Below are 536 nucleotides of genomic sequence, written 5' to 3' on the forward strand. Positions count from 1 at the left end.
GTGACAAATCGACAAAAAATATAGCACTTAATTCTTAGCGTAATGCAACAAGTCTATGAGTATGGTATATGTTTAATAAAGACAAATAAAAATGGAACGCGTTATGCAGCCTACAGGGACATCAATGCGTATTCTTCTGGTTGATGATGTTCAACTAGACAGAATGCAGTTGGCTATTCGTCTTAAACAGCTTGGACATATCGTCAAAGCCGTCGGTAGCGGTATAGAAGCTTTAAATACTTACGAGAGCTTTGATCCCGAACTGGTACTGCTTGATATTTCCATGCCTGAAATGAACGGTTTTGAAGTCTCCCTCCATGTTCGAGAAACTTTTCCAGACTGGATTCCTATCATTTTCTTAAGTAGTCATGAAGAACCTGAAATGATTGCGAAAGCGATCGATGCAGGCGGCGATGACTATTTGATTAAGCCAGTTGACAAACTCGTCCTGACCTCCAAACTCATAGCGATGCAGCGTATCGCGCATATGCGTCGAGAACTCAAACAAGCAACAGCCCAACTAGAGCAAGTCAACC

At 41.8% G+C, this 536-nt stretch carries 1 protein-coding gene; it reads left to right on the top strand.

All coding sequences use genetic code 11. The features are described 5' to 3' along the window. Positions 1-103: 103 nt before the first annotated feature. Positions 104-536: response regulator (locus tag R7E78_RS29960; protein WP_318059119.1), on the top strand; the 433-nt coding region annotated here is incomplete at its 3' end.

This window comes from Vibrio sp. YT-19(2023) (genome assembly GCF_033337395.1).